Source organism: Pseudomonas sp. P7548 (assembly GCF_013386585.1).
GTDB lineage: Bacteria > Pseudomonadota > Gammaproteobacteria > Pseudomonadales > Pseudomonadaceae > Aquipseudomonas.
Genome location: NZ_JACARO010000132.1, coordinates 1 through 4,774 on the forward strand (window position 1 = coordinate 1; position 4,774 = coordinate 4,774).

3 protein-coding genes and 2 pseudogenes are annotated in these 4,774 nt (G+C 65.0%); all 5 read left to right on the plus strand.

Annotated features, from left to right (window positions below; translation table 11 throughout):
- Positions 1-189: pseudogene (locus HX803_RS31340) on the plus strand (beta-xylosidase); the annotation flags it as partial.
- Positions 190-197: 8 nt separating this feature from the next.
- Positions 198-1,415, plus strand: coding sequence for a glycosyltransferase family 4 protein (locus HX803_RS31345; protein ID WP_178925958.1), 1,218 nt, complete (start codon positions 198-200; stop codon positions 1,413-1,415).
- Positions 1,406-2,509: a glycosyltransferase family 1 protein gene (locus HX803_RS31350; protein WP_178925959.1), complete on the plus strand. Its 1,104-nt coding sequence runs from the start codon at positions 1,406-1,408 to the stop codon at positions 2,507-2,509. Before HX803_RS31345 ends, HX803_RS31350 begins: the two co-directional genes overlap by 10 nt.
- Positions 2,506-3,939: an O-antigen ligase family protein gene (locus tag HX803_RS31355; RefSeq protein WP_178925960.1), complete on the plus strand. Its 1,434-nt coding sequence runs from the start codon at positions 2,506-2,508 to the stop codon at positions 3,937-3,939. Before HX803_RS31350 ends, HX803_RS31355 begins: the two co-directional genes overlap by 4 nt.
- Before the next feature lie 2 nt (positions 3,940-3,941).
- Positions 3,942-4,774: pseudogene (locus HX803_RS31360) on the plus strand (lipid II flippase MurJ); the annotation flags it as partial.

The following is a 4,774-nucleotide window of genomic DNA, read 5'->3' on the forward strand; positions in this document are numbered from 1 at the left end:
GGCTGGACCCGCGCCGACGGGCACAAGCTGTGGTTCTTCTGGTCGGCCGAAGGCGGCAGCGCGCACTTGCCCAACTTGACCAGCGCCACCCTCTACGACCCGTTGCGCGGCACGCAAACCCCGGTGAGTGGCACCAACGGCCTGACCGTACCGGTCAAGTCGAACCTGCAAATTCTGTTATGGGATTGAAGCCCGCCATGCGCATTCTATGGATCCTGCCCTACTCGCCCTGGCCCGCCACCAGCGGTGGCAAGACGCGCCAGTTCCACCTGCTGCGCAGCCTGGCCGCCCGTGGGCATCGGATCACCTTGCTGCTGCATGACAAACACCCAGTGTCGCTCACCGATCGCCAGGTGCTGGAGGCGTTTCTCGAACAACTGATCATCCTGCCGCGTCGCCCACTGCGCAGCTTCAAGACCTTGGTGGCCGGGCTGTTTGCGCCCTACCCGCTGCTGGCCAGCGTGAACGGTTTGTCGGGCCCCCTGCAGGACACCTTCAACCAGCTGCTCAACGAGCATTGGGACGTGGTGCAGATCGAACACAGCTACACCTTCCAGCCCTATGAAGACACGCTGCTGCGCAAATCCCAGCCGTTCGTGCTGACCGAACACAACGTGGAGTCGGCCCTTGGCGCCGCCACCTACGACCGTTTGCCGGGTTGGGCGTTGCCGTTCATTCGCTACGATCAATGGCGCTATGCCCGCTGGGAACGCCGGGTGATGCGCCAGGCGGCGCAGGTGGTGGCGGTCACCGACACGGACGCCCAGGTGCTGGAAAAGATCGCCGGCAAAGCGGTGCCGGTGGTGGTCAATGGAGTAGATTGCGATCACTTTGCCGCGGCCCGTCCCGACCCGTCGACACGCCGTGTATTGTTCCTGGGCAACTACGAATACGCCCCGAACGTGGACGCCATCGAATGGGCCCTGGACGAGATTCTGCCCAAGGTCTGGGAGCGTTGCCCCGAGGCGCGCATGAGCGTGTGTGGTTTCGGCATGCCGGGCAGTTGGCGCGAACGCTGGAAGGACCCGCGCATTGAGTGGCAAGGCTTTGTGCCAAACCTGCTGAACCTGCAATCGAGCTGCTCGGTGTTCCTTGCGCCGTTGCGCCATGGCGGCGGCTCCAAATTGAAAGTACTCGAAGCCCTGGCCGCCGGCCTGCCGCTGGCGAGCACCGACCAAGGCGTGTCCGGCCTGGACCTGGTCGAAGGCCTGGACTACCTCGGCGGCCAGAGCGCCACCAGCCTCGCGGAATCGGTGGTGCGCCTGCTGCAATTTCCCGACGCCGCCGCGCCCATGGGCGAAGCCGGGCGCGCCTATGTGCGCCGCGCCCATGACTGGAGTGTGGCGGCCAGCCAGCTGGAGCAGGTGTACGCCAGCCTGTCGCCACTCGAGCAAAAGGAGCCCGCATGCGTGTAGGCCTGGATTACCGCACCGTCGGCACGTCGCCGCAATCGGGGATCAGCCGCCAGGTGTATGCCCTGGAAGATGCCCTGCGTGCGTTGCCGCAGATCGAGCTGGCGCGGTTCACCGTGGCGCCCCTGGGCGATGAAACCCGCTTGCAGGCCCACTGCCCGGCCTGGGGCTGCGCGAAGACCGCCATGCACCAACCGCACAATCGCCTGCGTTTCGAGGCGGGCTTCCTGCCGCGTGCGTTGCGCGAGCAGCACATCGATGTGTACATCAGCACCTTCAACATGGGCCTGCCGTTGCCGCCCAAGCCCAAAGGCTTGCGCACGGTGGTGCTGTTGCATGACCTGTTCCAGATCACCTTGAACAACTACCACGCCAACCGCTTGAAGGCGTTGATCTACAAGACCAGCGATCGCCTGTCGATTGCCTACGCGGTGCACAGCGCTGACCGGGTGTGGACACCGTCGCAGTACAGCGCCGATGAAACCGCGCGGTTGTTTCCCAAGGCCGCCGGCAAGATCCGTGTGCTGCCCAATCAGGTCGATGGCTTTGTCGAATTGGCAGCCGACCTCAGCGCGCGCCAACTGCCCGAACGCTATTGGTTGTTGGTAGGCACCCGTGAATTGCGCAAGAACGTACCGTTCCTGGTGGAGGCCTGGCAGCAGGCGCGTCGCCAGTCGCCGGGCGTGCCGGAATTGGTGCTGGTGGGCAGCCTCGACCATTTGCCCGAAGCCCAACGCAACCTGCCGGGCATCCGTGCCTTGAGCGGTGTGTCGGACGCCGAGCTGCACGCGCTGTACCGCCAGGCCTCACGCCTGTGGCAGCCCTCCTACGCCGAAGGCTTTGGTTTGCCGGTGATCGAGGCCCTCAGTGTCGGCACGCCGGTGGCGGTGGCCAGCGGCACGTCGTTGGATGAAATCACCCCGCCGTCGGCGCCGCGCTTTTCGCCCACCGACGGCCCGGCCCTGGTGCAGCTGATGGTGGGTTTGTGCGAGAGGCCCGATGAACAATCGCCCGAGCAACGACGCCAATGGGCCGAGCGTTTCAACCGCCAGGCGTACCGTCGGCGCCTGGCCGAACTGATCGAGGAATTGAAGTGAGACTATCCCTGGCAAGCCTCGTCGCGATCCTGTTCGGCCTGCTGTTTGGTGCCCTCGCCTTGGCGCTGTCACCGGCCAAGGCGTTCCTGGCGGTGATCGGCCTGGCGGCTGCGGTGACCATCCTGCGCTTTCCCCTGTGGGGCCTGTTGCTGTTTGCCGGGGTGGCCACCTTCATGCCGTATTCGACGGTCAACCTGGGCATTCGCAGTACGGTCAGCGAGGCGATCCTGGCCCTGACCTGGGGCGCGGTGCTGTGGCACAACTTCCTGGCGCGCCTGCCCGACACACCGAGCCTCACCCGTCGCCCCACCGACCAGATGCTGTTGTGGCTGATGCTGTTCAGCGTGTTCCCGTTCATCGTCGGCCAGGTGACCATCCACGCCGACACCAGTGGCGTGGCCAACTGGCTGCGCTGGCTGCTGAGCCTGTCGGCGGTGTTCCTCTGCGCGAAGTTGCTGACGGAACACAAACAGCGCGAATCGTTGGTGATTGCCCTGTTGCTGGGTTCCCTGGCAATGCTGGTGCTGTCGATCGCCGTGTTCGTGCGCACACGCTCCGGCGCAGGCATTGCGCCGATCCTGGCGGTGTTCAACTACGGCAACTTCGAGATGCTCAAATTCGGCCTTGAGGCGATGTCTTCGCGCATGGGCTCGCCGTGGATGCACCCGAACGCCATCGGCGGAATCATGGCATTGCTGCTGCCGCTGGCGTTCTGCTTCGGCATGACCGAACAGGGCTGGAAGCGCGCGCTGGGCCTGGGCGTGGCGTGCCTCGGCGCCGCAGCCCTGCTGTTGGCCAGTAGCCGTGGCGCAATGGTCAGCCTGGCGCTGGTGCTGATGTGGATGGCCACGCGACGTGTGCCGTACACCGGGCGTCTGTTGATGATCGGCGCGGCGCTGACCGTGGCGCTGGTGATGGCGTACCCGCCGTTGCAAGACCGTCTGGCAACGATTTTCTCGTCGAGCAACGCCAGTACCGAAGTGCGTTTTGACGAGTACCGCATGTTCCCAGAAGCCATGGCGGCCTATCCGTTCGGGATTGGCTTCAAGGTCGACCCACCGGTGCCCGGCACGCACTTCCTAGGGATTTCCAACCTCTGGCTGAACTTCATCTACAAGACCGGCATCGCCGGCATGCTGTTTTTTGTCGCGGTGACCGTGCGCTGGTGGCGTGAAGCGCGCCCTGAAAAAGGCCCGATCCGGCTGACCAAGGACAATGCGCTGTGGCTGGGCAGTACCGCAGGGATTCTTTCTGCGCTGGTCAGTGGGTTGTTCGACCACTATTTCAGTTTTGCCGTGGTGATGGTGGCGCTGTTCTGGTTGATGGTGGGCATCAATGTGCTGGAGGCTCGCCGGTTGTTTCCGGCACGCCTGCCGCAGGTCAAGAGCGTGGCGCCGGGCAAATCTCTCCTAGACGGCGCGCGGCCTTAGCCATGCTCGGCTCTGCCGTCTGGCTGACCCTGGCAACCCTGCTGGGCCTGTGCCTGGGGTTCGCCCGTGAATGGTTGCTGGTGGCGGCCTGGGGTGCGGGAGAGCGCAGCGATGCGTTCCTGATCGCGCTGTTCTTGCCCGAAGCGTTACGCATGTCATTGGCCGGTGGCGTGCTCAGTGCCGCCGCGTTGCCGTTGTACCTGGAGCGCAAGGACGGCGAGCGCCTGGATTGGCTGGCGGTGCTGTTTCCGGCGTTGATGTTGATTGCCCTGGTCACAGGTCTGCTGCTGACGGTGTTGGCGCCCTGGCTGGTGCAGTTGCTCGGCCCCGGTTTGGCAACCAGCGCCACAGCCTTGGCCAGTAGCAACCTGCAGATCGTGGCCTGGTGCGTGCCGGGGTTGATGCTGCATGCGCTGTTCAGTATTCCGTTGCAGGCCAGCGAACGCTTTGTGCTGGCGGGGTTGGGCTCGCTGCTCTTCAACCTGCCGCCGGTGACCTACCTCGCCCTGGCCGGCACCGCCACGCAACCGCACTCCCTGGCATTGGCGTGCCTGGCCGGCAGCTTGTTGATGCCGTTGGCACTGCTGCCGTCGATCTGGCGCCTGGGCTGGCGGCCGTGGCGCTGNNCGCCAGCCAGGGCTTGGCGTTGATCGAGCGGCTGGTGGCGTCGTTGCTCGGTGAAGGCGCGGTGACCTGGGTCAACCTGGCGCGCAAGCTGATGAACCTGCCGCTGATTGCGCTGATGAGCCTCAACCAGGTACTGCTGGGCATGATGAGCCGGCGCCAGGGCGATGAGCGCCTGGCCCTGCTCAAGCGCGGCCTGGAAACCGCCAGC